This window comes from Ruegeria arenilitoris, assembly GCF_013030985.1.
Taxonomy (GTDB): domain Bacteria; phylum Pseudomonadota; class Alphaproteobacteria; order Rhodobacterales; family Rhodobacteraceae; genus Ruegeria; species Ruegeria arenilitoris_B.
In genome coordinates this window covers 1,108,676-1,132,183 of sequence record NZ_WPYP01000001.1, presented here as the reverse complement: position 1 = coordinate 1,132,183, position 23,508 = coordinate 1,108,676, and the positions used below count along the sequence as shown (strand labels likewise).

General features: G+C 62.8%; 21 protein-coding genes. 3 read left to right on the top strand and 18 right to left on the bottom strand.

Annotation, left to right across the window (positions count from 1 at the left end):
* Nucleotides 1-184: 184 nt before the first annotated feature.
* Complete coding sequence (locus GOX88_RS05640; RefSeq protein ID WP_170400163.1) at nucleotides 185-658, top strand: rhodanese-like domain-containing protein; 474 nt, start codon at nucleotides 185-187, stop codon at nucleotides 656-658.
* Nucleotides 655-1,470 (top strand): alpha/beta hydrolase family esterase, encoded by an 816-nt coding sequence (locus tag GOX88_RS05635; RefSeq protein WP_170400162.1) that lies wholly within the window; start codon nucleotides 655-657, stop codon nucleotides 1,468-1,470. Before GOX88_RS05640 ends, GOX88_RS05635 begins: the two co-directional genes overlap by 4 nt.
* A 98-nt stretch (nucleotides 1,471-1,568) precedes the next feature.
* On the opposite strand, the gene mdoH is transcribed toward GOX88_RS05635, so the two are convergent.
* From mdoH to cbiE, 13 genes are all read right to left on the bottom strand, one after another.
* Nucleotides 1,569-3,437, bottom strand: coding sequence for a glucans biosynthesis glucosyltransferase MdoH (gene mdoH, locus GOX88_RS05630; RefSeq protein WP_170400160.1), 1,869 nt, complete (start codon nucleotides 3,435-3,437; stop codon nucleotides 1,569-1,571).
* The gene (locus GOX88_RS05625) at nucleotides 3,434-4,933 is read right to left on the bottom strand and encodes a glucan biosynthesis protein (RefSeq protein ID WP_170400158.1); all 1,500 of its coding nucleotides are present in this window, start codon (nucleotides 4,931-4,933) and stop codon (nucleotides 3,434-3,436) included. Before GOX88_RS05625 ends, mdoH begins: the two co-directional genes overlap by 4 nt.
* A complete protein-coding gene (locus GOX88_RS05620) occupies nucleotides 4,930-6,147 on the bottom strand; it encodes an OpgC family protein (protein ID WP_170400156.1) in 1,218 nt (405 codons plus the stop codon). The genes GOX88_RS05625 and GOX88_RS05620 overlap by 4 nt, the downstream gene beginning before the upstream one ends.
* Nucleotides 6,148-6,182: 35 nt before the next feature.
* Nucleotides 6,183-7,553, bottom strand: a complete 1,371-nt coding sequence (locus tag GOX88_RS05615) for a tetratricopeptide repeat protein (RefSeq protein WP_170400154.1) — start codon at nucleotides 7,551-7,553, stop codon at nucleotides 6,183-6,185.
* A gap of 181 nt (nucleotides 7,554-7,734) precedes the next feature.
* On the bottom strand, nucleotides 7,735-8,919 hold the full coding sequence (locus GOX88_RS05610) for a CaiB/BaiF CoA transferase family protein (RefSeq protein WP_170400152.1): 1,185 nt from the start codon (nucleotides 8,917-8,919) through the stop codon (nucleotides 7,735-7,737).
* On the bottom strand, nucleotides 8,906-10,525 hold the full coding sequence (locus tag GOX88_RS05605) for a thiamine pyrophosphate-binding protein (protein WP_170400150.1): 1,620 nt from the start codon (nucleotides 10,523-10,525) through the stop codon (nucleotides 8,906-8,908). The genes GOX88_RS05610 and GOX88_RS05605 overlap by 14 nt, the downstream gene beginning before the upstream one ends.
* Before the next feature lie 79 nt (nucleotides 10,526-10,604).
* Nucleotides 10,605-11,063 (bottom strand): DUF302 domain-containing protein, encoded by a 459-nt coding sequence (locus GOX88_RS05600; protein WP_170400148.1) that lies wholly within the window; start codon nucleotides 11,061-11,063, stop codon nucleotides 10,605-10,607.
* A gap of 61 nt (nucleotides 11,064-11,124) precedes the next feature.
* Nucleotides 11,125-11,871 (bottom strand): precorrin-6A synthase (deacetylating), encoded by a 747-nt coding sequence (gene cobF, locus GOX88_RS05595; protein ID WP_170400146.1) that lies wholly within the window; start codon nucleotides 11,869-11,871, stop codon nucleotides 11,125-11,127.
* Nucleotides 11,864-12,592, bottom strand: a complete 729-nt coding sequence (gene cobA, locus GOX88_RS05590; protein ID WP_170400144.1) for a uroporphyrinogen-III C-methyltransferase — start codon at nucleotides 12,590-12,592, stop codon at nucleotides 11,864-11,866. The genes cobF and cobA overlap by 8 nt, the downstream gene beginning before the upstream one ends.
* Nucleotides 12,589-13,905, bottom strand: coding sequence for a cobyrinate a,c-diamide synthase (locus GOX88_RS05585; protein ID WP_170400142.1), 1,317 nt, complete (start codon nucleotides 13,903-13,905; stop codon nucleotides 12,589-12,591). The genes cobA and GOX88_RS05585 overlap by 4 nt, the downstream gene beginning before the upstream one ends.
* Nucleotides 13,898-14,692: a precorrin-4 C(11)-methyltransferase gene (gene cobM, locus GOX88_RS05580; RefSeq protein WP_170400140.1), complete on the bottom strand. Its 795-nt coding sequence runs from the start codon at nucleotides 14,690-14,692 to the stop codon at nucleotides 13,898-13,900. The genes GOX88_RS05585 and cobM overlap by 8 nt, the downstream gene beginning before the upstream one ends.
* The gene (locus GOX88_RS05575) at nucleotides 14,689-15,057 is read right to left on the bottom strand and encodes a cobalamin biosynthesis protein (protein ID WP_170400265.1); all 369 of its coding nucleotides are present in this window, start codon (nucleotides 15,055-15,057) and stop codon (nucleotides 14,689-14,691) included. Before GOX88_RS05575 ends, cobM begins: the two co-directional genes overlap by 4 nt.
* Complete coding sequence (gene cbiE / locus GOX88_RS05570; protein WP_170400138.1) at nucleotides 15,054-16,253, bottom strand: precorrin-6y C5,15-methyltransferase (decarboxylating) subunit CbiE; 1,200 nt, start codon at nucleotides 16,251-16,253, stop codon at nucleotides 15,054-15,056. The genes GOX88_RS05575 and cbiE overlap by 4 nt, the downstream gene beginning before the upstream one ends.
* Here cbiE and GOX88_RS05565 point away from each other — a divergent pair.
* Nucleotides 16,252-16,983, top strand: a complete 732-nt coding sequence (locus GOX88_RS05565) for a cobalt-precorrin-6A reductase (RefSeq protein WP_170400136.1) — start codon at nucleotides 16,252-16,254, stop codon at nucleotides 16,981-16,983. The genes cbiE and GOX88_RS05565 overlap by 2 nt on opposite strands.
* On the opposite strand, the gene cobJ is transcribed toward GOX88_RS05565, so the two are convergent.
* The 5 genes from cobJ to cobN are packed head-to-tail and all read right to left on the bottom strand — an operon-like array spanning nucleotide 16,974 to nucleotide 23,506.
* Nucleotides 16,974-17,738 (bottom strand): precorrin-3B C(17)-methyltransferase, encoded by a 765-nt coding sequence (gene cobJ, locus GOX88_RS05560; RefSeq protein ID WP_170400134.1) that lies wholly within the window; start codon nucleotides 17,736-17,738, stop codon nucleotides 16,974-16,976. The genes GOX88_RS05565 and cobJ overlap by 10 nt on opposite strands.
* The gene (locus tag GOX88_RS05555) at nucleotides 17,735-18,463 is read right to left on the bottom strand and encodes a precorrin-2 C(20)-methyltransferase (RefSeq protein WP_170400132.1); all 729 of its coding nucleotides are present in this window, start codon (nucleotides 18,461-18,463) and stop codon (nucleotides 17,735-17,737) included. The genes cobJ and GOX88_RS05555 overlap by 4 nt, the downstream gene beginning before the upstream one ends.
* On the bottom strand, nucleotides 18,460-19,089 hold the full coding sequence (locus GOX88_RS05550) for a precorrin-8X methylmutase (protein ID WP_170400130.1): 630 nt from the start codon (nucleotides 19,087-19,089) through the stop codon (nucleotides 18,460-18,462). Before GOX88_RS05550 ends, GOX88_RS05555 begins: the two co-directional genes overlap by 4 nt.
* Complete coding sequence (locus tag GOX88_RS05545) at nucleotides 19,089-20,216, bottom strand: cobalamin biosynthesis protein CobG (RefSeq protein WP_170400128.1); 1,128 nt, start codon at nucleotides 20,214-20,216, stop codon at nucleotides 19,089-19,091. The genes GOX88_RS05550 and GOX88_RS05545 overlap by 1 nt, the downstream gene beginning before the upstream one ends.
* The gene (gene cobN, locus GOX88_RS05540; protein ID WP_170400125.1) at nucleotides 20,213-23,506 is read right to left on the bottom strand and encodes a cobaltochelatase subunit CobN; all 3,294 of its coding nucleotides are present in this window, start codon (nucleotides 23,504-23,506) and stop codon (nucleotides 20,213-20,215) included. Before cobN ends, GOX88_RS05545 begins: the two co-directional genes overlap by 4 nt.
* Between the last annotated feature and the right edge of the window lie 2 nt (nucleotides 23,507-23,508).

Genomic DNA, 23,508 nt, shown 5'->3' with positions numbered 1-23,508 from the left:
TTTGTAAAGATAATTTTCCGACTGTCCAGCTATTGCAAGAATTTCACTGCGCTCTAGGGCTATGGAACAGGTGGCGTTTCAGGTGCGAAATAATGACGCGAACTTGATCTTCGGGGTGGATTTCAGCACAGCGCCAGACCGGCGATTGTGATAGAACCAGCCTGTCTGCGCAGGAGGGTGCTGTATGGCAGAAACAGTGAACCGAGCCCGAAGGTGGGTTTTGTTGGGAGGTGGCGCTGTCGTCGTCACCGGTTTTGCCATCCGGCAGTATCGCCTGATCCCTCCGGATTACACAGGCGGCCAGTTGAGCGTCGAGGATGCCCATCAGCAGGCGCTGTCGGGCGATGTCCTGTTGGTGGATATCCGAACCCCGCGCGAGTGGAAGGCCACGGGTGTTGGCCAGGGCGCGTACCCGCTGGATATGCGTCGCGATGATTTCGAGCAGGTGCTGGCGCAACTGACCGGCGGGGACCGCACTATTCCGGTTGCGCTGATCTGCGCTCGTGGGGTGCGTTCGGCCCGTCTGAGCAATCGGCTGACCGAGGCCGGATTCACCAATATCATAGATGTGCCTGAGGGGATGCTGGGGTCGGCCGCAGGGCCGGGATGGGTGCGCGCCGGGTTGCCGGTTCAGCACAATACAGGAGAGACTGGATGATCCGGGAATTGACGCTGGCAACCGGGCTGGTGCTGGCGGCGCAGGCTGGCCTTGCCGCGTGTGCCGACCAGGAGGGCATGTGCAAAACCGCCTCGGGCGGTTATCACATCGAACTGCCCGAGGCGGAAAACCCGCCGTTGGTGGTATTCCTGCACGGCTATGGCGGCACGGCCGCCGGTACCCTGAAAAACCGCAATATGGTCGAACCATTGCTGGCGCGGGGGTACGCTGTGATGGCGCCGGAAGGGTCCGAGCGCAATGGTCGCCAAAGCTGGAACTTCTTTCCCGGATGGGAAGGGCGCGATGAAACGACGTTTTTGGTCGAAGTGGTTCAGGACGCCTCGGACCGGTTCGGGGTGGATGCCGACCGGGTGGTACTGGGCGGGTTTTCTGCTGGTGCATTCATGGTCTATTACCTCGCCTGCGCCGCGCCGGACACGTTTTCGGCCTATGTTCCGGTGTCGGGCGGCTTCTGGCGTCCGCATCCCGAAGCCTGTGAAGGCCCGATACGGATGTTCCACACCCATGGCTGGACCGACAATGTGGTGCCGTTGGAGGGGCGGCTGTTGGGCGGCGGTCGGTTCCATCAAGGGGACATCTTCGCCGGTCTTGAGATTTGGCGCGTTGCCAACGAATGCGTCGACACCAAACCCAGCGGGTTTTCCACCACCGGCCAATTCATGCGACGTTATTGGACCGGATGCGCCGAGGGTAGCGCGCTGGAATTCGCGCTGTTCCCCGGCGGTCATGGTGTGCCCAAGGGTTGGGCGGACATGATGGTCGACTGGTATGAAGGTCTGCCCGGCGGTTGATCCAAGCGCTTTGCGTATGACTTGCATCGAAATACGCTGCCTCTCCCTTCGGTCGAACGCGCATTTCGATACGAAACTCGAATGAAACGCAAAGCGCTTTACTCTGCCGGGGTCATCACACCTTTGCCCTCGATCAGACGCTTCAGTTCGTCCCGGTGACGCCGGGCCGAGCGGGTGATCGCGGGCTCGCGGAAGTCCTCTCTCATGCCGACCATGCGCCGCGCCGCGCCAGCCGAAACACCGCTGAGCGCGGACAGAGGGATGGCCAGCGCAAGGCTGATCGCGATCGGCGCCAGCCAGACCGAGACGAGGCCGGACAGGATACCAACGCTCAGCGCGACGCCGCTAATGGTTTCCAATGTGTGGCACAGGATCAGGGTGCGCAGGGTATAGGTGCCGCCGTCGCGCGCCTGCGGGGACCAGCCCTTTTGAATGCCAAGCGCCGTGCGGAACACCGCAATCATCTGCTGCACCATCAGGATCGGTGCATAGAGGATCGACAGGATCACCTCGGCCAGGAAGGACGTCACGAACTTGGACCCGCCGCCGAACTCGGCATAGCGCACCCCGCTCAGGGGCAGGGCCAGAACGCCCAGCACCTTGGGGGCCAGCAGCATCGCGTACATCACCAGAATGATCAGCACGTGACGGGTTTCCGACATCTCGGGCCACTGTGGGAACATCGGGTTGTCAGGGCTGAAATAATGCAGGACCGAGGCATCCTCGCCCTGACCAATCAGCGCCCACATCACCAGCAGCGCGAACCACAGCGGCGACATCAGGTAACCGACCGCACCGTGGAACATGTGAAAGCGCGACACGGCACGGAAACCTGTCGAGCCCAGCAATTTCAGGTGCTGCAGGTTGCCCTGGCACCAGCGACGATCCCGCAGGGCATGATCGATCAGCGTGGGCGGAGTTTCTTCGTACGAGCCCCGAATACGCGGCAGGAAGCGCACGCCCCAACCGGCGCGGCGCAACAGACCGGCCTCGACAAAATCGTGGCTCATGATCAGCTTTTCCTGACCGTTGTAGGCCCGCAGTTTTGGCAGGCCCGCACTTGTGGCAAAGGCCCGTGTGCGGATGATGGCGTTATGGCCCCAGTAGTTGCCTTCCTGCCCGCACCAGCGCGCCAGACCTTCGGCAAAGGCGATGCCGTAGACGCCGTTGGCGAACTGCTGCATCCGGGCAAAGACCGACTGTGCGCCGATCAGTTGCGGATAGCTCTGGATCAGACCCGCACCGGGATCGCGCGCCAGCGAGTCCGTCAGACGCAGGATGGCGCGGCCTGTCATCAGGCTGTCGGCATCCAGTACCAGCATCGCATCCCAATCGGCCCCCCAACGGCTGACCCAATCGGCGATGTTACCAACTTTGCGGTCGGTGTTATCTTCACGCCGACGGTAATACAGCTCAAGACCGGGGGCGAGGGTGGTGCGCAAAGCCTCGACACTGGCCTGTTCCTGCGCCGCGATCTCGGGGTCGCGGGTGTCGGAGAGGATAAACATGGCATAGTGGTGCTGACCACCCCGCGCGCGCAGATCCTCGAGCATCGTGCGGGCGTTGCCCAGCACGTTCCACGGCACCTCGTTGTAGACCGGTGTAAGCAGTGCCACGCGCAGTGGCTGCGGGCGGGTTTCGCGTTTCGGCTGTTCCTGTCGCGACAGAGACACCATGCCCAGCAACACAGTGCAGACCGTGAAGGAAATCCAGAAGAAGTTGAACGAGATCAGTGCCAGCAGGATGCCCTCGATCAGGTTGATCCCTTCGGCCCCGAACCAATCGCTCATGACCCACAGCAGGCCCAGCGTGGCCGCCATGGCCGGGGAAAATGCCAACGTGCGCCAGAACCCGGCCGAGGGGCGCTGGCCCGCTGGCACCTGCGCATCCCGGAAGTCCGTGCTGAAATTCTGCGCGGGCATGGCCAGGGGTGCCTCGGGGGGCATTATGTGCAAATCCTGGGTCATGCGGTCCAACGGTAAAGCCAGACCTCAGAGGCCGGTTGTTTGTCTTTCAGCAACTGCGCGCGCAGTTCCACGTGATTGCGGTCGCCCGGCTGGAACGAAAACGCCAACCGCAGCCCGCCGGTGTCCGGGTTGTGCTGCAGTACGCCTTCGGAGGTTTCGGCATGGGGCGAGTCGACAAAGATCGTCATCGCCTCGGGGTCGTCGAACAGCTCACTTTCCTCAAAGTCGATAACCGCCAGACGCCCTTCGCCAAAGGTGTTCTCACCCATCGCGGTGTTGATCACGCGTGGCATCGGCGTGCGCTGGGGTTCCTCGCCCCAGATCAGGCGGTAGGACAGATCGACCTGGCTACCTGCCGCGTAGGGTTCGGCAGGCCGCCAGTAGGCAACGATGTTGTCATAGATTTCCTGATCGGCCGGAATCTCAACCAGAGTGACGGCCCCTTTGCCCCAATCGCCATTGGGTTCGACCCACAGGCCTGGGCGCTTGTGGTAATTCGCCTCAAGATCCGCGTAGTCCGAGAATTCACGCTTGCGCTGCATCAGGCCAAACCCGCGCGGGTTCATGTCGACAAAGGATGAAAACTGCAGCCGCGTGGGGTTGGCCAGCGGGCGCCACAGCACCTCTCCGGCGCCGTTGCGGATCAGTAGACCGTCGCTGTCATGCACGGCGGGGCGGAAATCGTCGAACCGGCTGTGGTTGGTCTGATCGAACAGGAACATCGAGGTGCCGGGGGCGATGCCGACATGGGTCAGCTCTTCGCGTGGGAACAGTGTGGCCTCGATATCCATCACGCAATCAGCACCGGCGGTGACGTTGAACCGATAGGCACCGGTCACGCTGGGGCTGTCCATCAGCGCGTGGACAACCATGTCGCGCTGGCCGGGTTTCGGGCGTTCCAGCCAGAAGCGGATGAATTCGGGGAATTCCTCACCATCCGGGTCGCCGGTCTTCAACGCCAGACCGCGGGCGGACAGACCGTAGACCTCGTGCAGACCAATGGCACGGAAATAGCTGGCCCCTTGCCAGACGCAGAATTCGTCGGTTTTGCCGGGGCGGTGCATCTCGGTGCGCAGGCGCAGGCCGGAAAAGCCCAGCGTGTCGTCGATCGGCAATTCCGGCACGTCCTCGGACTTGTCGAACATGGACAGGTCAAAGGCGACAGGCGCAGCCATCCCGTTTTCGACCGTCATCACCTTTACCGTGCGCGGGAAGTACAGGCCGGGGGTGAAGAAATCGACGTTGAAGGGTGTCTCGGTCTCATACCAAAGCGCGCGGTCCAGACGGAACCGGATCGAGCGGTATTGCTCATACGTCAGATCCTGCCATTCCTGCGGCACCATCTCGCGTTCGGCATAAGGCTGGCTGGCCAGTTCCCGGGCCATGGCGATGACGTCGTTGCGGTCAAACGGAGTTTCCCCGCCGGTGGCAAACGTGGCCGGCGCAAAGGCAAGCGCCGAAGTCGAGGCCAGAAATGCGCGACGTGTAAAGTTCATTTTTTCGACTTCCAGGGTTGTGACTTGAACCAAGCGGCCATGTAAGCAACGCCGATGATCATCGCAAATCCAATCATGTTTGCGATGAAGACGCTGGCAACATCTCGCCCACTCAGGTCCAGTCCGACGCCGATAAGCCGTGCTGCCGCCATGGAAAATACGAACACTGCCAGCGATTGCTGCCCGACCTTGGTGATCACGGTCAGAAGGAATTGCCAGACTTTGGCCGCAGCGCCGTGCCCGGTGGCGATCAGGCGGTGGCCATGCTCGCCCGCTACGACCCAACCCAGATAGGCCAGAGACAGGAAGTGCAGGTAACGGAACAGGCCGAAATCCGTCTTGTCGCGGAGTTCCTTGGTAACCGGCCAGACCTTGCGGATTTCCTCGGCCAGATCAGGGGCTGCCGCGTTGATCCAGGTGAACACTTTCCACGAACCAAAAGGCATCGAGAAGATCAGGAACAGCGCCGCCGCCCAGATCAGTGTTTTCGATACCGGAGGCGCCGGTAGCCAGCCGCGCATGAAGGCGAACCCGGTGAAGAACAGCAACTGCCAGCCAAAGGGGTTGAAAAACCACTGACGGTCCGACCAAGGCTCGGCCGGCAGGTCCAGCGCGTCGGTCTGTGCGACCAGCCACAGCGTGATCGAGGCCAAGGCAACTGCCCAGAACCCGATCCGCGACAGGCCCATGACCAGCGGCATCATCGCCAGAACCACCAGATACATCGGCAGGATGTCGAAGTAGTTCGGCACATAAGTCAGGGTGAACATCCCGACAATCTGAGGCGCCGGGTCATTGAAGAAATGCTGCAAATTCAGTGACGAGATATAGTTTTTCTCGAACAGTCCGCTCTGATCCAGCGCCGCCATGGTCATGGCGACAAAGAAGAACAGCGCGATATGCGCCCAGTAGACCTGCCAGATGCGGAAGGCGACGCGGGCCGTGCCCATCCACCAGCCTTTGCGCAGAAACGCGCCGCCGAATGCGATGGCTGAGGCCATGCCCGAGCAGAACACGAATATCTCGGTCGCGTCCGAGAACCCGAATCGAGCGGGAATCCACTTGGCCCATGGGTCGTTGGGGATATGCGCGATCAGAATGATGAACATCGCGATGCCGCGATAGAAATCCAGCCGCGGGTCGCGCGTGCGCGCAGGGGCAGCCGTCGAGGCCACCACAGGCGCAAAATCAGAAGCGGGCGAAGCTGTCGCCATACGTATTCTGTCCTTCTTGGTCTTTTTTTGTTTTGTTATTCAGCCGGAACGCTTTGTGCGTCTCGGTCATCGCGGGCCGCGTCTATCAATGCGCGGCGCGCCAGAGCGTAATTATCCTCGCCTCCGGCGCGTTTGGCGCGGCGATCGTCCAGGATGCGCTCGACAGCATCCAGACGGCCCGCGCGCAGGCCGGAATCAATTGTGATGCGCTCGAATACATCACGTTGGGCGTGGCTGCCCCCTGCCAGCTGCATACCACTACGGGCGCTCGATAAAAAGTCGAATGCCGAACCGTAAAGGCCTTCGCCGAAGGCCTCAAGCCCTTTGGCGGCTGCAATGCCCGGATCGGACATGCGGATCGGGGTGTCCCCCTGATTGCGCTGCGCGTCCTTCTGGATACGCTTCAACATCTTGTTTGTCGCGTCGGTGCGGTTGTCCCCGGTCAGGGCCAGAAGGTAGTGCAGATCGGCAAAAATCAGGCAACCATCCTCGGTCCGGGCAGCGCTGAGATCGGCCAGCTCTTCCCAGCGGTTGCCGACATCGACGCCTTCCAACTCTAGCCGCGACAGCAGCGAGGTGGCGTTCGAAATATCGCGGTAGTCGTCAGTTTTGTCCTGACGGATGTAGTTGTCATACAGCTCCATCACCCGGTCGACCTGACCCAGATCCAGATGCATCAGCGCTTTGTGCCACCAGACGTGATAGCGGAAGTTGTTACAGTGAGTCCAAGCGTCCTCGCGCCCGGCCAACCAATCCAGACCCAACTGCGCGTTGCCCGTCATCTCGTGCACGTGGGCTACCGCGTGCAGGCCCCATGCGTCGTCCGACACCATCCACAGCGCCTGACGTCCGGCAATCTCGGCTTTTTCATAGGCACCGGTTTCTTCCAGAGCGAAGGAATGACAGCCCAGCAGATAACCGCGTCCGGGATGATCAGGCGCATAGGCGGGCATCACCCGTTCGATCGAGCGGCGCATCCCGGCCGAGTCGCCCAGAACGAACCGCGTCGCGTGGCTGAGTTTCATTGCCAGCGTGTCCTGCGGGTGGGCACGCAGAATTTCTTCGAACTTGTGAACAGCCTGCGAGGGCAGGTCGGCCAGATAAAGGCCCAGCGCCTCGATATACAGCTGCTCGCGCGCGGAAACCGGCTGCCGTTCTGCCGCTGCGTTCGCGGCTGACAATGCCTCAACCGCGACTGCCGTCATCTCACGTCGGCCCAGCAGGACCATGAACAGACCTTTGATCGCATGACCCAGGGCAAAGTCGGGCTCAAGCTCAAGCACTTTGCCCAGATGCTGCGGCGTGCTGGCCGAATGCGCCATGAAGCCAAGCAGAACACCATTCCACGCCTCGACGCTTGCGGGCTGGCTGAGGGTGTTCATCTGTCCGAACACATCTTGTTTCATGGGAGTTATCCGATCCAATTATGAATTTGTACAATATCTGATTTAGCAGAGACTTCAGTGGCGTCGTATCAGTATCGCCGCTGCTCTCGAATTGGTGAAATGCCGTGTGTGGAAAACGTGAAAAAAACCGCCGATTCAACGGCATGTTTCAGCAACTTGCCGCCGAAATGGGGGCTGTGTTTCAATCTTCGAATGGATTTTCGGCGTTCAGTACAGCCTGAGTGTCCGCCCCAAATACGGGCGGGGCACTGCGATATGTTACAGGCGTGCGGGACAGTTTCAGCGGATTGCCGATCAATTTCACCTCGCCCGGGGCGGCCTGCATGGCGATCTGCATTTGCCGCGCCGCGACCTGATTTGTGGCAAAAACCTGGTCCAGCGTTTGCACCGGACCAACGGGCACTTTGCGGGTTTCAAGCTCGGCGATAACGGTGGCCGTGGCGTAGGTCTGCACCGCCGGGCGCAGCACCGCGTTCAGGGCGTCGCGGTTTTCCAGCCGTGCGGGATTGGTGGCAAAGCGCGGGTCGTCTGCCAGTTCCGGATGACCGATGAACTCGCAAAAGCGGCGGAACTGGCCATCGTTTCCGACGGCCAGAATGACGTGACCATCGGCGGTTTCATAAACGTCATAGGGCACGATATTGGGGTGACCGTTGCCGCGCCGCTGGGGCACATCGCCCGAGGTCAGGTAATTCACACCCTCATTTATCAGCCATGACACCTGCGTATCGACCAGTGCCAGATCGATCTGCTGGCCTTCACCGGTCTGATCGCGATGGCGCAGCGCGGCCAGAATGCCGACGGTCGCGTACATCCCGCACATCACGTCAGCGATGCCAACGCCCACCTTCATCGGGGCCCCGTCAGCGTCACCGGTCAGTGACATGATCCCGCCATAGCCCTGCGCCATCAGGTCATAGCCGGGTTTGGACGCGTTCGGCCCGGTCTGGCCATAGCCCGAGATCGAGCAATAAACGAGGCTGGGAAACTCGGGCGAGAGGGTCGCGTAGTCCAGCCCATATTTCGCCAGACCGCCGGGTTTGAAATTCTCGATCAGGATATCCGCCTGCGCGGCCAGCCGCTTGATCTGCGCCTGACCCTCAGCCGAGGTGATGTCAATGGCCACCGATTTCTTGTTGCGGTTGGTCGACATGAAATAGGCGCTCAGGTCCGAGCGGTTGCCGTCCGCATCCTTGACATACGGAGGGCCCCATTGCCGCGTGTCGTCCCCGCCGGTCGCCGGGTTTTCGATCTTGATGACGCTGGCGCCCAGATCGCCCAGCAATTGCGTGCAGGTTGGCCCGGCCAGAATACGGCTGAGGTCCAGTACTTTTATACCCTTCAGCGGTCCCTCAGATCCGGCCATCATAGCCTCCACGGTCAATCTCGGCAGCGATTACGGTGAATGTATCGGCCTTGACGGCTGCATCAAGAGCGGCGCGTAGTTCAGCGCGGTTGCGGACGGTGTGGCCGTTGCCACCAAAGGCCCGACCCATGGCGGCAAAGTCGTGGCGATCGAAGTCCACGCCTTTGTTGCCCATCTGGCGTTGCCGTTGTTTCAGTTCGATCAGCGCAAGGCTGGCATCGACAAAGACCAGAAAGATCGGGTTTCCGCCCATCTCGGCGGCGGTCGATAGTTCTCCGGCGACCATCAAGAACCCGGCATCGCCCGAGAAGCTGATCACCGGGCGGTCTGGTTCGGCCAGTTTCAGGCCAATCGCCATCGGCACCGCGCAGCCCATGGTGCACAACGCCGAGGATTGGATCAGCCCGCGTTCTTCGTGGCAGTCCCACATCTGGCTCAGCAGGATACGATGCGCGCCGCTATCGGCGGTTGCCAGTGTTTCGGTGGGCAGAGTGGCACGGGTCTCGGCGATCACCGCGGCAGGCCCCCAGTTGTCATCGGTGGGGAAGGCCTGCGCCAAGGCGGCTTTGACCCGTGCGGGCTCACCACCCGGCCATGTCGCGCGGGCAGGGTTGCCTTTGGCGATGGCCTCAAGCGTGGCACCGGTATGGGCCACCAAATTCAATTCGGCATGATGCATATAGTGGTCGTTGACCACGGCAGAGATATCGATGACCCGCTTTTCGTCGGGGTCCCAGATCTCGCGCCAGCCCGGGCGCATTTCGATGGGGTCATAGCCAAGGCACAGAACCAGATCGGACTGTTCAACCAGCGGCACCAGATGTTTGTCGGCCAACGGTGACAGGCCCACGCCACCGAGACACAGAGGATGATCCTCGGGGACCACACCCTTGGCCTTGTAGGTGGTAACGAAGGGAATGCTGAAATGCTCCAGAAACGCCTGCACCACATTGCGCGAGTCGTCATAGAGCACGTCCAGACCCACAATCGCGATGGGGCGCTCGGCCTCGGCCACCCAGCGGCGGGCTTTTTCCACGCAATTCCCCTCGGGCGCGACAGCGGCGGGTTTTGAGAGGCGGCGGCGTTTGACGCCGGATACGCGCGTATCCGCAACCGAGATCGGTACGTCGATATGCACCGGGCCGGGACGCGGCTGGTTGGCCAACGACACAGCCTTGTCAGCCACGATGTCCGCACCTTGCGCGGTCAGAGTGAACGTGCCCTTGGTGATCGAGCGATAGACCTGCGCATGATCCATGACCTGATGGGTATAGGTCAGCGCCTCGTCCGCATCGACGCAGCCGGTCAACACGATCATCGGTACACGGTCCTGCAGCGCGTTGGCGACCACGTTGATCCCGTTCATCGCGCCGGGGCCAAGCGTCGCCACCAAAATTGCAGGCGCGCCGTCGCGGTGATGCACGGCCTCGGCCATGAACCCTGCGGCGTTTTCGTGTTTGGTCAGGTGAAAGGTGATCCCAGCCTGTTCCAGCGCGTCGACCAGCGTCAGAACTTCGCCGCCCGGCATCCCGAAGGCGTGGCGGCATCCGGCCTCGTAAAGACGGTGGGCCAAAAGGTCAGCCGCACGGGGGGACAGGTCCTGCATCAGTCAAACTCCGAAAATCGTATTTCACAGGAGATTGCGGAGGACGCGCCCGGACGCAAGCAGGTTCACGTCAGTGTGACTATTTGACTGCGGTTTCCGCCACTGACTGAAACTTTGTGTCAAGTTCCGCGGCAATGTCGCTCAGCGGTTCGCCACCCTCATAAACATAGGGCGCGAACACGAAGCTGGGTGTTTTGTAGGACAGGGTGGCAGTGCCGTCCTCGTTTTCAGTGACGTAAAACCGGATTGGGGCCTCGATCATCGCCCGGACCGAGGTTTCCAGAACGCGCACGGCATAGTCGTTGTTAAAGGCCCCGATCACCAGATTTCCAGGAATGATGATGCCCCGCGCGGCTGCCGCTTTGGTCGGCCCGGCCTGTGTCACCACAATCAGCCCGTTTTCTTTCACCGCGGCCTTGGTGTCGGCCACGAGGTCCTCGTAGCTTTTGTCAGTTGGGTAAACCGCCCAGCCCGATAGGGGTTCATCGGCCCAGGCAGGCAGCGTCAAACAGCAAAGCAACGCCCATAGAACACGCATTCTTGTCACCTCCAGCACCAAAACTGGATTTATTGATGACAGAGAACCGGGGGCGGCGCACTCACAATCCTGTGCGTTTCTGCAGCAGGTAGATATCCATGATCCAACCGTGATCAGCGCGCGCGCTGGCGCGGGTGTCCAGAATCTGTTGCGCCACGTCGGCCAGGGGGCCCTTGATCAGCAGTTCCTCTTTCATACCCACATAGGCGCCCCACCAGATGTCATAGTCCTGCATCTCAAGGCTTTGGAACGAGCATTCACCGTCCAGCATAACCGCCACTTTCGAGGCGTTTGCGGGCCAACCTTCATCACGGATACGCCGCCCAGTGGTGACGACATAGGGTGCGCCCAGATCGTTGATCGGAATCGCATGGGCTGCCGTCAGCGCCTGCAGAGCGGTGATGCCGGGGATCACTCTTGTTTCTGGCTGCGGTTCCAACCGCGAAGCGATCCGCAGCGAGCTGTCATACAGCGACGGGTCGCCCCAGATCAGCAAGGCCACATGCTTTGCCTTTGGGTGGGCCTGGATCGCCTCGTGCCAGCGCAGGGCAATAGCATCGTGCCATTCGTCCACACCGCGCAGATATCCGTCATCCGAGCGGCGCTTGGGGATGTCAAAATAAGCGATCTGCGGCGACGTGTCGGTTACCGCCGCAATGATCTCTTCGCGCAACCCGGCCAGATCGGCCTTGTTTTCACCCTTGCGGGGGATCAGGATCAGGTCCGCATCGCGGATCGCCTGCGCGCCCTGCAAGGTCACGTGATCCGGGTTGCCTGTGCCGATACCGATCAGGTTCAGGTCATACATCTTCAAACTCTGCCAGCGGGCCGTAAAGGATCAGCGCCGGGGCGGTGCCGATCTCATTTGCCAGTTGTTCCGACAATGCGCCGATGGTGGCGCGTTGCAGCTTCTGATCAGGTGTCGAAACCGATTCCGCCATCAGTGCGGGCGTGTCCATCGGCAAGCCGTGTTCGTGCAATGTCTCGACCAGCAGGGGGAATGTCCGCTTGCCCATGAATACAACCGTTGTCGCGTCCGGGTCGGCCAGCGCGGGCAGGTTCAGGTCATCGGGCAGTTGGCCACTGACATCATGGCCGGTGACGAATTGCACCCGACGGGCGGTCAGGCGCCGTGTCAGCGGGATGCCTGCTGCCGCCGCTGCCGCCACCGCCGAAGGGATGCCGGGGATGATCTCATACTCGATTCCAGCTTCGCGCAGCGCGACCAGCTCTTCCTCAAGCCGCCCGAACAGCCCGCCATCGCCGGATTTCAACCGAACCACACGGGCGCCGGTTTTGGCATAGTCCACCAACAGGCGGCTGACATGGTCCTGCTTGGGCGAGGGGCGCCCGGCGCGTTTGCCCACGCCCACCAGATCGGTGTCTTCGCGCGCGTGGCCCAGTATCGGGCCACTGCTCAGGTCGTCAAACAGCACCGCGTCGGCCTTTTGCATCCGGTCGACCGCTTTCAGCGTCAGAAGTTCCGGATCACCGGGGCCAGAGCCGATAAAGGAAACGAAACCGCTCATGCCGTGGCCTCCGCAATCAGGTGAAAGAATGTGCCGGTGACGTTGCCGCGAACCGAACCGGTTTGCGGACCCTCGGCTCCCTCAGCATCAAAGACCCGCGCCAGCGGCGCATCCGGTTGCTCGACAATCGAGGAGTAGTGGAACTCATGCCCACGCAGAGCCGTGCCGGACGTAAAGCCAGGCATTGGTGCCAAAAGTTCCGCCTTGCGATAACCAAGGTTGAACTTGCGCTTCTCATACGAGGTTACCAGCCCCAACAGCCCGGTCATCTGGTGTTGAACACCTTCCTTGTCGATCAGCGCCTGACCCAGCGCCATGTACCCGCCGCACTCCCCATGAACAGGTTTGGTATCGGCGTGCTTGCGCAGCCCGGTCAGGAAGGTCTCGGCCGCGGCCAGCGTCCCGGCGTGCAATTCGGGGTATCCGCCGGGCAGCCAGACCAGATCGGCATCCTCTGCCGGGGCCTCATTCGCCAACGGCGAAAACGGCAAAATCTCGGCCCCAGCCGCGCGCCAGCCTTCCAGCAAATGTGGATAGGTAAAGGAAAACGCTGCATCTCTGGCCAAGGCGATCCGTTGCGCCGGAGGGCGCGGCAGCGCGGCTGACGAAGGCCCATTCGGGCCTGAGGAAGCCGCCGCCTTGATGGCCTCCAGATCCACATGTTCACGCAGAAACGCCGCATAGCCGGCAATCGCGCTTTCCAGATCGGGATGCTCGACCGCCTGGATCAGACCCAGATGCCGTTCGGGCAGGGTCAGGTCTCCGCGGCGGGGCAACACGCCCAGAACCGGCAGGCCCGCACGTTCCATACCCAGTCGTGTCAGGCGTTCATGCCGTGGGCTGGCACAGCGGTTCAGGATTACGCCCGCAAACGGCAGATCCGGGTTATACATCCGGAACCCCAGCGCGGTGGCCGCTGCCGATTGCGCCTGACCGCCAACATCCAGGACCAGCACTACCGGCCAACCCATCCGCAACGCGGTCTCGGCGCTGGACCCGTGGCCCAACTCTCCGGGCTTGGCGACGCCGTCAAACAGACCCATCGAGCCTTCGGCGACCACGATATCAGCCCCTTCGGCCTGCGCCGAAATGGCGCCTAGCAGCGGATCACCCATCGCCCAACTGTCGAGGTTGAACGAGGCCCGGCCCGCCGCCGCGTGGTGGAAGGCCGGGTCGATGTAATCCGGTCCGCTCTTGAACGGCTGAACGGCCAGCCCGTCCTCGGCCAGTGCCCGCAACAGGCCCAGCATGACGGTGGTTTTGCCCGTGCCCGAAGACGGCGCGGAAATCAGAAGACCCGGAGGGTTAGTCATCACCGTGGCTCCAGCTCGACCACGGGCTGTCAGCGCTTTGCGGACGATAGCGGCGGTCGTAATCCTTGGAATACAGGCAGCTTTCGTCAAAGCCTTCACCGGCCAGCGCAGGCCCGACCATGATCAATGCAGTGCGCGAGATGCTCTCGTCCAGCGCTTCTTTCAGCGTAGCCAGAGTGGCCCGGATGATCCGCTCATCCGGCCAGCTGGCACGGTAGACGACAGCCACCGGGCAATCTGCGCCATAGGCCGGGGTCAGGTCGGCGATGACCTTGTCCAGATTGCCGATCGACAAATGGATGGCCAGCGTTGCCCCGGTGCGGGCGAAGTTTTCCAGCGTCTCGCCCTCGGGCATCGAAGACGCACGGCCCGGGGTGCGGGTCAGAACCACCGATTGCGCCAGCCCGGGCAGGGTCAACTCGGTTCCCAGCGAGGCCGCGGCAGCCGCGAATGACGGCACGCCGGGGGTCACGCTGACCGGGATACCCATCTCTTTCAGACGGCGGATTTGCTCACCCATCGCAGACCAGACCGACAGATCTCCGGAATGCAGTCGCGCCACATCCTGACCGGCCTTATGCGCCGTTTCGATTTCGGCCATGATCTGATCCAAATCCATCGGTGCGGTGTTGATGATCTTTGCACCCTCGGGGCAGTGGCCCAGGATTTCCTCGGGTACCAGCGATCCGGCATAAAGGCACACGGGGCACGAGGCGATGATATCGCGCCCACGCAGGGTCAGCAGGTCGGCAGCGCCCGGTCCGGCGCCGATGAAATGAACGGTCATGATTGTCCTCCGATGGCGACGGCGCAGGTGGCGAGCCGGTCGTCCGAGATATGTCTGGGTGAGGTGAGCCGTGCGCCGGAACCGGCGGCGGCAAGGGCGGATGCTTCGGCCACACTGCCGGTGCCATAGGTGGCACGGCTGCGGTTCGAGCAGGTAAGGGTGCGCTGCCCGGCCAGATCGGCGGGCGCGATGAAATGCAGTGGCAGGTCGGTGGATGCTGCAAATTGGGCCAGCGCAGCGTGGCCTTCTTTGTCAGCGACAGTAGCCAGAGCGTCGATGGTCTGCCCGTTACTGGCCCCGTCGAAGGCCGCTCGCAAGCTGTCCACTGTGGCCGCCGATGAAAATCCCAAACCCGCAACGATCATAAGATGACGCTCCATTGCACGACGGGGTAAGCGGATTTCCAACCTCGTCGAGGACCCAGCGGGGCGGCTTGTGCCAGCTCGATCCGCAGAAGTTCGCCGCCAATTTCCTCCTGCCATTGTGCGAGAAGGATTTCGCTTTCCAAAGTCACTGCGTTGGCGACCAATCGCGTAGTTTTGGGCAGCGTGTCGTACAGCCATTCAAGCAACGTGTAGCTGAGGCCCCCGCCGATGAAGACGACATCCGGCAGGGCCAACCCGTGCAGCGCATCCGGCGCGGTACCATGGACCACATTCAGCCGGTCCTGTCCCAGCGCATCGGCGTTGCGGCGAATACGCTCGGCGCGATCCGCACGAGGCTCGATGGTGGTGGCGGTCAAGGTCGGGTCGCACATCAGCCATTCGATGCTGATCGAGCCAGTGCCGCCGCCGATATCCCACAGATGCTCGCCCCGCTGTGGCGCCAGCGCCGACAGCGTCAGCGCGCGCACCGGGCGTTTGGTGATCTGGCCGTCGGTCTCGAAAATCTCGTCCGGCTTGCCCGAAGCTTTCGGGAAGGCGCGCCCTCCGCCCGCGACCTCAAGTCCGACACAGACAGGGTGGTCAAAGCTGCCCAGCAGAGCCTCGGTCAGTGACACGGTCCGTGCGCGTTCGCGAGGACCACCGAGGGCTTCCATCACGTGCAGGGCGCTGTCGGCAAATCCCGTCTCGGTCAGGTAGGTCGCCAGTTCTGCCACCGCCGCGCCGTTGCGCAGCAGCAGGATGGCGCGCAGGCCCGGTGAAAGATGGGGCCGGAGCCGGGTCAAAGGCGCGGCGTGCAGACCAAAGGTCAACGTGCTTTCCAGCGGCCAGCCCAGCCGAGCAGCGGCCAGAGAAAATGTCGACTGGCCGGGCAGGGCAGCCCATTCCCCGGCCTCGAAATTACGTGCGATGACCGAGCCTGCGCCGAACCAGAACGGATCGCCCGAGGCCAGAACAACGGTCGGTCGGCCGCGAAATCCGGTCAGGATCGGCAGGCCATCCGCGAAGGGTACGGGCCACTCGACGCGCTGCGCACCGGTCTCGGGCATCAGCGACAGGTGACGCGGCGGGCCCATGATGATTTCAGCGCGTTCCAGCACTTGACGGCTTGCGGGCGGCAGGCCATCCAGTCCATCTTCGCCCAAGCCCAGAACGGTCAGCCACGGAGCTTCACGCATGACACACCTCCTGATCCTTGGCGGCACGACCGAGGCCAACGCGCTGGCCAAAGCCCTGGCCGAACAGGGCATTCCAGCCACCTATTCCTATGCCGGGCGCGTTGAAAATCCGCGCCCGCAACCCTTGCCGGTACGCGTCGGCGGGTTTGGCGGCGCCGAAGGGTTGGCGAATTATCTGCGGGATCATGCGGTGACCCATGTGGTTGATGCCACACATCCCTTTGCCGCGCAGATGAGCAGGAACGCCGCCGCAGCGTGTCGCAAAGCCGGAGTGACATTGGCAGCGCTGACCCGCCCGGCCTGGACGGCGCAGGAGGGCGACCGATGGCAACACGTCCCCGATATCGACAGTGCGGTTACCGCGATGTCCGGTGCGCCGCAGCGCGTCTTTCTGGCGGTTGGTCGGATGCATCTTGAGGACTTTGCCGCCCAGCCCCAGCACCACTATCTGCTGCGGTTGGTTGATGAACCGGGCGCGCTGCCTTTGCCGAACTGCGATGTGGTTGTCTCGCGCGGTCCGTTCACCTTTGAGGATGATCAGGCGCTGATGCGGCAGCACGGCATCGAGCTGGTGGTGTCCAAGAACGCAGGCGGAACCGGTGCCCGTGCCAAGCTGGATGCAGCTCGGGCGCTGGGCGTGCCGGTGCTGATGATCGACCGTCCGGCCTTGCCGCAGCGGACCGAACTGTCGAATGTCGCACAGGTTCTGGACTGGTTGGCTCATTCTTGATCCTTGGCCGGTGTGAACCTCGGGGTGTAGACGATCGGAGTGCTGTTCCGCTCGATCACGCGGGTCAGAGACGAGCCCACAATGACCACGGTCTGCATGTCGGCCATATCCGGCGTCGCCTCGGCCAGCGTTGAAATCCGGATCGCTTCGTCGCCGCGGGACACGGCGCGGGCGAACAGGATCAGCCGCTCGGGCTCGCATTCCTCACGCAGAATTTCCAGCGTTTTGACAAAGCCTTCAGGGCGGGATTTCGAGCGCGGGTTGTAGAATGCCATCGCGAAATCGCCCTGCGCGGCAAGGCGCAGGCGTTTCTCGATCAACGACCACGGTTTCAGATTGTCGCTGAGGTTGATAGCGCAGAAATCATGTCCCAATGGGGCCCCCGCTCGAGCCGATGCCGCCAGCATCGCAGTGATGCCGGGCAGCACGTCGATGGGGATGTTACGCCATTCGGCGGGGCCGTTCTCCAGCGCCTCGAACACTGCCGCTGCCATCGCAAACACTCCGGGATCACCGGACGAAACGACAGCAACCCGTTTCCCCTCGGCCGCCATCTGCAGCGCGTGCTGCGAGCGGTCTATCTCAACCCGATTGTCGCTGGCGTGCAACGTCAGACCGGGGCGTTCGGCCACGCGCGCAACATAGGGGATATAGCCAACGATATCCGTGGCCTCGGCCAACACGGCGGACACCTCGGGCGTAACCAAATCCTCGTTGCCGGGCCCGAGGCCCGCGATCTTGACCCAGCCGCTCATGGCCGCCGCCCCTGACCATGCACGATGATGATCGAGAAATAGGGGGTGACCTTTTCACAGGCCTCGGACAGCTTCGTCACGGTCTGGTTCGGCATCTGCGCAAATTCCACGATCCATGCGCGATCATACAGACCTGCCGTTTTGAGTGCCCGTTTAACCTTGTCGATATTGCGTCCGATCTTCATCACGACCAGAGCGTCGGTCTGCGCCATGCGCTCGGCCAGCGTTTCCTCGGGCAAGGTGCCAACCAGCACGGTCAGCACATCGTCGCCCCATGTGATCGGGTCGCCGGTTGCTGTCCAAGCGCCGGACATACCGGTGATGGCGGGTACAACCTCAACATCAGTTTCATCGCGCAAGCGGCTGTAAAGATGCATGAAAGATCCGTAGAAGAACGGGTCACCTTCGCACAGGACCACCACGTCTTCGCCCTGATCCGACAGGGTTTTCAGATGCGTGGCGCAGTCCTTGTAAAAGGCCGAAAGCAGTTCGTTATAGCGCGGATCGGTCACCGGGATTTCGGTGGTGACGGGGTATTCCATCGGGAACTCAACCGCGTCGCCGGGGATCATGCCGTTGACGATCTTGCGCGCCTGACCGCTGCGGCCCGGTTTGCGAAAGAACGCCACGTGACGCGCATTGCGCAGCAGGCGGTCGGCGCGGACGCTCATCAGGTCCGGGTCACCGGGGCCGAGGCCCACGCCGTATATCTTGCCGGCACTCATTCGGCGCGGCTCGCGATGGCGTTGACGGCGGCCACGGTGATGGCGCTGCCGCCCAGACGGCCTTTGACGATGCAGGACGGCACCGGTTGCGCCTCCCACAGGGCATCCTTGGATTCAACCGCGCCGACAAAGCCCACCGGGCAGCCGATGATGGCGGCGGGGCGCGGGCAATCAGGGTCTTCCAGCATGTTCAATAGGTGGAACAGGGCGGTGGGGGCGTTGCCGATAGCGACCAGCGCGCCTTTCAGATGCGGACGCCACAGTTCCAGCGCCGCGGCCGAGCGGGTATTGCTCATCTCGGCGGCGAGAGGGCGCACGCGTTCGTCATGCAGGGTGCAGATCACCTCGTTGTCAGCGGGCAGGCGAAAGCGGGTCACGCCTTCGCTGACCATGCGCGCGTCGCACAGGATCGGCGCGCCGTTTTCCAGCGCAGTGCGGGCGGTCGCCACGAAACCGGGTGAAAAATGCACGAACTCTTCCAACCCGACCATCCCGGCGGCGTGGATCATGCGGACGGCGACCTGCTCTTCGTCGGCGTCGAACCGGGCCAGATCGGCCTCGGACCGGATGGTGGCAAAACTCTCTTTATAGATCGCCGCGCCGTCGGTTTCGTATTCATAGGGCATCAGGTGAAGTCCATCGTCATGAGTGTTTCTTCGGTCAGGCCGTGCTGGCAGGGCTCATCCCCCGCGCGGCCTTGTTTGACAAGATCAAATCGTCCGTTATGGCCGACTAAAGTGACATCCGCCGCGCCCATCCGGGCGCATCCCTTGGCACAGCCTGAAACGTGCAGGCTGCCAGCGACACGCGGTGCCAATGCACGGGCAATGTTGCGGGTTTCCGCTTGCGCCTGGGGGCAGAACGGCGCGCCTGGGCAGGCGTCTGTGGTCATCAGCGGGTCGGTGCCATCCGTGACAAAGGCCGAAGCGGGAATCGCTGCCCCATCTTCCAACAGGATCAGCCGCCACGGGGTCACGCGCAGGGCCGCCGCGCCAGTGTCTTCGATCAGGCCGAACAGGCGCCGCGCAGGCAGTTGCCCGAAGGCGGCGCCGTACAGTGCTCCCAGATCACAGGCGCCGGGTTTCAGTGGCGCGCCGATGGGACCCAGGGCGCTGCCCTGCCAATCCTGAGGCAAACCCTGCGCCGCAACCACCCGCGCCATGCGGCGTGTTTCGGGCGTGAAGCGCTCGGCAAACCACTCAGTCAGAGCGATCACCCGGTCGATAGCCTCCGCTTCTGACACGCGGCATCCGGTTTCACAGCCGTCGGCGCGCAGGATCAACCCTTCGGCACCGATCTCAAGCCGGATATCTGCCGAGTCCCCGACCAGCAAACGTTCGGGACCAGTATCTATGGCAAAGCCGAATTTCGCGGGCAGCGCAGGCAGGTCACCCAGCCGGTTGATCAATTCTTGCGTCAGCCGGGCCGTCAGATCGCCTGTTTCGTACAAGGGTGAAACAAGGATATTGCGCCGCACTTCGATGCCGGGTTCGGCATCCAGCAGGTCCAGTGCCGCCAGTTCTGCCAGCAGAGGTTGGTGGTCGGTTTCTTTCACCCCCCGCAATTGCAGGTTGGCGCGGTTGGTCAGGTCGATTGTGCCATTGCCGTATTGTTCCGCCAGTTCACACAGGCCAAGCGCCTGTGCCGCGCTCAGCCGGGCCAACCGTGGCCGTACCCGTACCACCAATCCATCGCCCGACATCATCGGGCGATGTGCGCCGGGGCACCAGCCTTGGACAACCGGGGCGCTCATCTCAGACCCTCCAGATCGGCGCGGATCGAATTGCGACGCGTGTTCCAGAGCCCGGCTTCCAACAGCGCGCGGAACCGGTCCTGCATGGCCTGATGCGCCTGCGGGTTGGCCTCTTGCAGGAAGGTGTCGACCTCTTCGTTGCCAAGGGTGGCATCGTGGTAGAGGTCAAACAGATGCGGTGCGACGGTGCCGGACAGATGCGCGAAAGAGGCCATGTGATCCAGCGTGGCCGCTATCTCGGCCGCGCCCCGGAACCCGTGACGTTGCATACCTGCGATCCAGCCCGGATTGGCAGCGCGCGCGTGGACGACGCGGCTGATCTCTTCGGGCAGGGTGCGGGCGCGCGGGTTCTCCGGGTTGGTATTGTCCAGATGATATAGCTGCGCGCTGCCACCGGTGATCTTCTTGGCGGCGGCAAACCCGGCCTCATGCGTGGCATAGTCATTGGCCAGCAGCAGGTCGGTCTCGGTCAGGTCCTGCAGGTGCACGAAACTGTCGGCACTGGCAACGCGCTGGGTGATGCCGTCCTTGTCTTGCGCGATGTGCTCGCCCTCCAGCGCAAAAGAGCTGGCCTCAAGCCACGCCTCTCCCGCCTGGGCACGAGCCTCATCCGTGTAGGTCTCGGACAGGTGGGTCATGTTCAGGCCATAACTGCCGGGGGCGGGGCCATAGACGCGGGCGGCGGGGGCTTGACCGGCATAGGGGTTCCAGTCCGGGGCCTCATCGCGGTCGGCCAGCGCCCGTACCGCCTGACCAAACAGCGCCGAAAGTGTCGGGAACACATCGCGGAACAGGCCCGAGACGCGCAGTGTTACATCCAGGCGGGGGCGGCTGAGGTCGGTGATCGGCAGCACCTCAATGCCCGAGACGCGTTCGGAGCCCTTGTCCCAAACCGGTTTTACGCCCAACAGGTGCAGCGCCATGGCGAATTCTTCGCCAGCGGTCCGCATGGTGGCCGAGCCCCACAGATCGACGATCAGGCCTTTGGGGTAGTCGCCTTCTTCCTGCAAGTGGCGACGTACCAGTTCTTCGGCCAGCTTGACGCCTTGGGTATAGGCCGCACGGGTTGGCACGGAGCGCGGGTCAGTGGTGTACAGGTTCCGGCCGGTCGGCAGCACATCCGAGCGCCCACGATAGGGCGAGCCGGACGGCCCGGCCTCAATCCGTTTTCCGGCCAGCGCAGCCAGCAAGCCCTGGCGTTCGGCATGCGCCGAAGGCGCGGGGTCGAAATTTCCCGTTACCTCGGGCACGCGGCCAAAGATGTGCAACCCGTCGCCGAACTGGCTTTCCTTGATGTCACAGACAAAGCGGTCGATCCGGGTGATCGCCTCGGCGGTGCAGGTGGCCTGATCTAAGCCAAGGTCGCTCTCCAGACCGATGGCTTGCGCCTCGTCGCGGATGTCTTCCTGCAGGCGGTCGCGGCGCTTGGGGTCGAGGCCATCGGCGTTCGAGAACTCATCCAGCAGCGATTCCAGCCGCACCATCCGGTCCGGCGTGCCGCTTTCCTTCAGGGCAGGGGGGATGTGGCCCAGCGTGACCGCGCCGATCCGGCGCTTGGCCTGCGCGGCCTCGCCGGGGTCGTTGACGATGAAGGGGTAAATCACCGGCAGATCACGGATCAGCGCCTCGGGCCAGCAATCGGCGGACAAGGCGACCGATTTGCCCGGCAGCCATTCCAACGTGCCGTGCGCGCCGATGTGAATCAGCGCGTCCGCGCCGAGGCCTTGCCGCAGCCACAGATAGAACGCGACATAGCTGTGACGCGGGGTGCGCGACAGGTCGTGATAATCGTCATCGCGCAGCTCGGGCGTTCCGCGCTCCGGTTGCAGCGCAACCAGCGCCTTGCCACGGCGCAATGCAGTGAATTGGAACGCGCCATCTGCGAATGTGGGATCATCTTCTGGTCTGCCCCAGACCGTTTCAAGGTCCGTACGCAATTGCTCGGGTAGTTCCGCCAGCGCGGTCTGGTAATCCTGCAACGACCACGAAATGCGCGCGCTCGGCAAGGTTTCCGCAATCGGTTCCGCAGGTGCTGTGCCATAGCCTTCGCCCTGAAGATCGGACAGCATCGCCTCGGCCGAGGCCAGCGCGTCAAGGCCCACCGCATGGGCCATCTGCCAGTCCTTGCCAGGGTAGGTGGACAGCACCAGTGCAGGAACCTGATCCGCCTTGGGCTTGTCGTGCAGGTTCAACCAGCCGGTGACGCGGTCGATGATGGCTTCGATCCGCTCGGGTTCGGCGCGATGGGCGAAACGGGAATATTCCAGATGCGGATCGCGCTTGCCCGGTTCCTTGAAGGAGGCGATGCCTGCTGAAATGCGCCCATCCACTTCGGGCAGCACCACATGCATGGCGAGGTCGGCAGGGGAAAGCCCGCGTTCGGCCTCGGCCCAGGCTTTGCGGCGCGAAGTGGCGAGGGCGACCTGAAAGACCGATACATCGGCGGCGTCCAGCGGTGACGCGCCCGACGCGCCCTTACCCGAGAACGAAGTGGCATTGATGATCGCTGAAGGTTTCAGCGCGACGATGTTTTCGCGCAGCCACTCGGCGGCTGCCGGGGCTTTGAGGGAAGGGGCGAACATGCCGACGGCCTCAAGCCCACGATCCCGCAAGCTGCGGATCAGGGCCGCGACAGGGGCGGTATCGGCTGAGGTCAGATAGGCTCGGTAGAAGGTCACGACGATGCGTTTCGCGTCGCCCGAGAATGCCGTGTCCACCGGGATCACGCCATGATCCGGGCACCACGCGCCGCACTCGGGCAGCGTTTTGGCCCCCATTACCGGACCAGCATAAAGGCCTGCGGCCAGCGCCATTTGCGCTAAGGCGGCTTGTGCGGCGACCTCTCCGCCGGTGTCGCACAGATGCGCCAGCCGCCGCAGGGTCGAGACGGGCAGGGTGGAGTAGTCATCCAGCCGCGTGTCTTCACGCCCATCCGCAGGCAAAACGGCCAGCGCAATGCCCTTGGCCTGCGCTAGCGCCAGAACCTGCTGCAAACCGTAAGACCAGTAAGGCACCCCGCCGATCAGGCGGATCAGAATGCCTTTGGCACCCTCCAGCGTCTGTTCGACATAGGTGTCGACGGACAGGGGGTGTTTCAGCGCCGTCAGGTTGGCCAGCCGCATCGTCGGCATCCGCCCCTCGGGGCCGCCACCGCGATGCCAGCCTGCCGCGAAAGCGCCAAGGTCGCTGTCAGAGAAAGACAGCACCACCAGATCCGCCGGGCTCTGGCCCAGATCGGTTGGGGTTTCGGTTTCTTCTAACCCGTGGCTTTCGCGGAAGACGACGTGCATGG